Below are 603 nucleotides of genomic sequence, written 5' to 3' on the forward strand. Positions count from 1 at the left end.
TACAAAGATGCGGACGGGCACACCCGTCTGAGTGAATGGGACAAGCACGGCCGTCAGCTGAGCTTCACCGATGCCAACGGCAACCAGACCGGCTGGCAGTACCAGAATGATACCGACCGGCTCACTGTTATCTTCTGGCCGGATGGCACCGAGACGGCGCTGGCTTACGATGAATTTGGGCGGCTGATCAGTGAAACCTCGCCACTGAAGCAAACTACCCGTTATCACTACGGCTTTGATAATACGGTGCGTCCCTACAAAGTGACTGATGCCAAAGGCGGGGAAAGCCATTTTACGTGGAATGGTCAGGGGCAGTTGACGCGCCACACCGACTGTTCAGGGCAAAGCAGCACATGGCGTTACGACGATGAGAACCGACTGAGCCGCTTTACCAACGCGCTGATGGAAACGACTAGTTATGATTATAACGATAGCGGCCGGTTAATCCTCATTACCTATCCTGACGATTCCACAGAACACCTGGCATGGGACAGCGCGGGTCAGCTAACCCATCACCAGCGCAATGAGAATGCGCCCCGCGCCTGGGAATACAATGCATTAGGTCAAGTGGTCTGTGCGACGGATCGTTTACAACGTCAAATT

At 54.4% G+C, this 603-nt stretch carries 1 pseudogene; it reads left to right on the forward strand.

Going from position 1 to position 603, the window contains the following annotated elements:
- A pseudogene (locus tag KZ793_RS13295) lies at positions 1–603 on the forward strand (type IV secretion protein Rhs); the annotation flags it as partial.

This window comes from Photorhabdus antumapuensis, from assembly GCF_020387775.1.
Taxonomy (GTDB): Bacteria; Pseudomonadota; Gammaproteobacteria; order Enterobacterales; family Enterobacteriaceae; genus Photorhabdus; species Photorhabdus antumapuensis.